General features: G+C 36.7%; 5 protein-coding genes. All 5 read right to left on the minus strand.

Features of this window, described 5'->3' with window-relative positions; translation table 11 throughout:
* Positions 1–174 precede the first annotated feature (174 nt).
* Positions 175–1,461: a bifunctional folylpolyglutamate synthase/dihydrofolate synthase gene (locus AC1DG9_RS24555; protein WP_172659284.1), complete on the minus strand. Its 1,287-nt coding sequence runs from the start codon at positions 1,459–1,461 to the stop codon at positions 175–177.
* A 43-nt stretch (positions 1,462–1,504) separates the two neighbouring features.
* Positions 1,505–2,320, minus strand: a complete 816-nt coding sequence (locus AC1DG9_RS24560; RefSeq protein WP_288883755.1) for an energy transducer TonB — start codon at positions 2,318–2,320, stop codon at positions 1,505–1,507.
* Positions 2,320–2,721, minus strand: coding sequence for an ExbD/TolR family protein (locus AC1DG9_RS24565; RefSeq protein ID WP_048907142.1), 402 nt, complete (start codon positions 2,719–2,721; stop codon positions 2,320–2,322). The genes AC1DG9_RS24560 and AC1DG9_RS24565 overlap by 1 nt, the downstream gene beginning before the upstream one ends.
* Positions 2,721–3,431, minus strand: a complete 711-nt coding sequence (locus AC1DG9_RS24570) for a MotA/TolQ/ExbB proton channel family protein (protein WP_152542437.1) — start codon at positions 3,429–3,431, stop codon at positions 2,721–2,723. Before AC1DG9_RS24570 ends, AC1DG9_RS24565 begins: the two co-directional genes overlap by 1 nt.
* A gap of 2 nt (positions 3,432–3,433) precedes the next feature.
* Positions 3,434–3,951: SPOR domain-containing protein (locus tag AC1DG9_RS24575; protein WP_477635419.1), on the minus strand; the 518-nt coding region annotated here is incomplete at its 5' end.

Here is a 3,951-nt window from a genome sequence, read left to right on the forward strand (position 1 = left end):
GTCGAGAACAGGGCTAAAAGTCGAGAACAGGGCTAAAATGGTAAATAAAAGGATAATTCTTTTCATCATTATTTGTTGAATTTTTAGAGTTTATAAGGMAAGAGAACAGTTTTATTAGGATTTTATAAAGTTAATTACTTGGCCATAGGTATCGTTTAATATAGTGTAAAAGTTTTATGGTATTTCGGCCACTACGAAAGTACTTCCACCTATATAAATAAGGTCATCGGCATTTGCATTTTTCTTAGCTGCATTTATTGCAAGTTCGACAGTTGGAAATACGAATCCTTTTAGCCCATGGTTTTCTGCTTCACTTGCAAGTTCCTGAGCAGGCAGTGCCCTTTCTAGTTGTGGTTGGCAAAAATAATACGTGGCTTTTGCAGGAAGAAGATTTAATACACCACTTATGTCTTTATCCTTCACCATCCCAATTACAACATGAAGTTTATTATGTGGTGTATCGTTGATGTTTTGCATCACTTCTGTTATACCTGCAATATTATGCCCGGTATCACAAACTATTAAAGGGTTTTTACTTAATATTTGCCAGCGCCCCATTAAACCGGTCAAACCTTTTACCTCTTTTAATGCAGCATAAAGTGCATCATTATCAATCTTAAAATCTAATGCCCTTAAAGTCTCGACTGCCTGAATAACAGTTAAAATATTCTTTAATTGGTACGTTCCAGTAAGATCAAGCAAGAGATTTTCAATCAATACATTTCCATTCTGCGAGATGGAAACTTTTAAATACTCATCTTCTTTAACTGACTTGCTAATTTGCAATTGCTTGTCGGCAAAAAGAATCAGGCTTTGTGTCTCCTTTGCTTTTTGAATAAAAACCTGATCTGTTTCTGGATGGCTTTCCCCAATTACGACAGGAATACCTGGTTTTATAATTCCAGCTTTTTCTCCTGCAATTTCCCTTAATGTATTGCCGAGGATGTTGGTGTGATCAAGACTAATATTGGTGATAACAGACAATTCTGGAGTTATAATGTTTGTTGAGTCTAATCGTCCACCCAAACCTACTTCAATTATAGCAATATCCACATTCTGTTCAGAAAAATATGAAAATGCCATGGCTACGGTAACTTCAAAAAAAGAAGGACTAAGTTCCTCAATTATTTCTTGTTGTTGATCAACAAAATCTATGACGAAATCTTTAGAAACCATTTCGCCGTTAATTCTGATGCGTTCCCTGAAATCCTTTAAATGAGGAGAGGTATACAATCCGGTTTTATAACCCGCTTGTTGAAAAATGGCGGCTAACATATGGGAGGTTGAACCTTTCCCATTTGTGCCGCCAATATGTATCGTCTTAAAATTATTTTGCGGATTATCCAGCCTTTCGCACATAGCGATGGTATTGTGCAAATCTTTTTTAAAGGCAACAGCACCCACCCTGGTAAACATTGGTAGTTTGCGGTATAAATAATCTATGGTTTGTTCGTAATTCATTTCTGATGCTTAATAACATCACAAAAGTATCAAAGCTACCTGATTATTTAACTTTAAAGTTGAAAACAACTACACCAATTTGAATATCTGGGGCGGTTTCTGATGGCGCTAAGCGAGCACCCATTAAAGCTTCCTTGCATTTTTGCCATAATTCCCTATCATTTAGGGTAGTTCCTTTAACTCCGGGAGTAGCATCTATAACAAGACCGGCTTTGTTTATTTTTATGCGTACAGCGATTTTACCAGTTTTCTGACCATCGTCCTGTGGAGTAACCAGGTTTGTGAATTTCCTTAATGCAATGGGAGTTTCCCCAAAACCAGATCCCCCTTCGCCATAATTATTAGCTAGCGGATCTCCATTTTTACTCCCTTGATTTCCTGGTGTATCACCTGTTCCATCACCTGCACCAGCTCCCTTACTGGATTTTCCTTTGTAGAGGGCATTTTGATTCACAACTGGTTTTGACGGTTTTGTCTCTGTATTAGTAGCAGTAGGAGTTGCTTCTTTTTTAGTTGCTTTACTCTTTACAACTACGGCATCTTCAGAGTTTTGCGTAACGATCTCTTTTTCGCTTGTTTGTGGAGTAGGAGTCTCTTTAGTTACTTCTTCTGGTGTAACTTTATCTGGTTTACGGTTATTTGCATTCGGATCGGCAGATGGCTCTTCTATACTGGTGTAATCTGATCCCATACCTGTAGGAGAAGTTCCRTAGTTAACAACCATACCCCCCATACCTGCTTCTTCAGGCTCAAAGCTTCCTATAACGATAAAGAAGCTTAAAGCAAGCAATGCAGCCATGATACCGGTAGATATTGCCAGTGCCTTGGGATAATTGTTTTCTTCTTTAGGATAAGTCATTATTTCTTAGGTTCTACAGCGAGTACAACTTTGAGTTTCAATTTGTTACCTACATCGTAGATAGACATCACGTTTTCAATGGAAACCTTTCTTTCAGCGTAAACGACTATAGTTAAATCTGGTGATGCCTTTTGCATGGTTTCAACTACAGCCAGAATATTTTCAGGCTTAGTAGGTTGCTTATCTACAAAATAATTTAAATTATCATCTATGGATATAGTAACGGTTTTTTGGGAATTAGATTGTTGTCCTGCTTCTGAACGAGGTAATAATAACTTCACTACCTGTGGATTAACTACAGCTGATGCCAATAGAAAAAACAAAAGCAGGAAGAACATGATGTCGTTCAAAGCAGAGGTATGTACTTCTACAGTTCCTTTATTTCTTTTGCGTAAATTCATTATTTTCCTGGCTCCTCTAATAGATCAATAAATTCGATAGCATCAGTTTCCATTCTTAAAATTATACGCTCAACCATCATATTTAAAATATGATATAGCACATAAGCAATAATACCTATGATCAGTCCTGTTGCTGAGGTAATCATTTTTGTATAAAGACCACCAGAAATTGTACCAATTTCAATAGCACCCTTAATGGAAACGTCATGGAAAATAGTAATTACCCCAATAATTGTTCCTACGAAACCAAGCATGGGAGCAATACCTGCAATAATTCCTAATATGCCTATGTTTTTCTCTAATTTCGATACTTCTAATTTTCCGTTGTTTTCAATGGCAGCTTCAATATCTTTAATAGGGCGACCAATACGTTTTAATCCTTTCTCAAGCATTCTTGCCAATGGAGAGTTATTATTGCGACATAAAGTTATTGCATTTTCTAATCTTCCATCATGAATGTATTGCTTAATCTGAAGCATTAGATTTGATTCAGTTTTAGAAGCTTTTCTTATTGTCAGGTATCTTTCAACAAAGATCACTAATCCCAAAAATGCCAAAAAAGCTAAAGGGAGCATTACCCATCCGCCTTTAAATAAAAGGTCTATGAAATGAAGCTCTGGTGGGGCAGTTGTAATTGCTTGGTTTAAGTTATTAGCGGTATCAATAAGCTTGTTAGCGGTATCAGTTGCACCTTGTAATAAAACGATCATATTTATTGTGGTTTGTGTGTGTGTTTATTTTGATGTATATAAATTCCTGGATCTTTTAATTTTGTAACTAGCAGTTTGCGTCCTTCCCTTGCACTTTCCTCATCTTTAAATGTTGCAATGCTAATTTTCAATCTCCTTTTACCAGGAAGGGTTGGGATAACTTTTGCAGTTATACCTATTGCTTTCATTTGGGCGATAAATTTATCTGCTTCCTTTTGATTAATTACTGAAGCACCAATAACCTCCCATGTAACAGGACCTTCAGGGCCACTAACTGTAGCTCCGGAAACAGCTGGCGTTGGAGCAGGACTAACAGCCAAACTATCCTTTTTTATTGAATCTGCAGTTTGTATTGCTCTCTCGTTAGCTATTCTGATACTATCTGCCTGGGCAATTGAATCAGTTTTGATTTTATCATTATTTTTGATCAGTTCAGAATTATCGTGAAGACCATTGTCGGATTTATTTAAAGCACCATTAAAAAGTTCGGGCTTAATAAAATACGCGGCCAATCCTATTG

It is taken from the genome of Pedobacter sp. 05L430 (assembly GCF_056397585.1).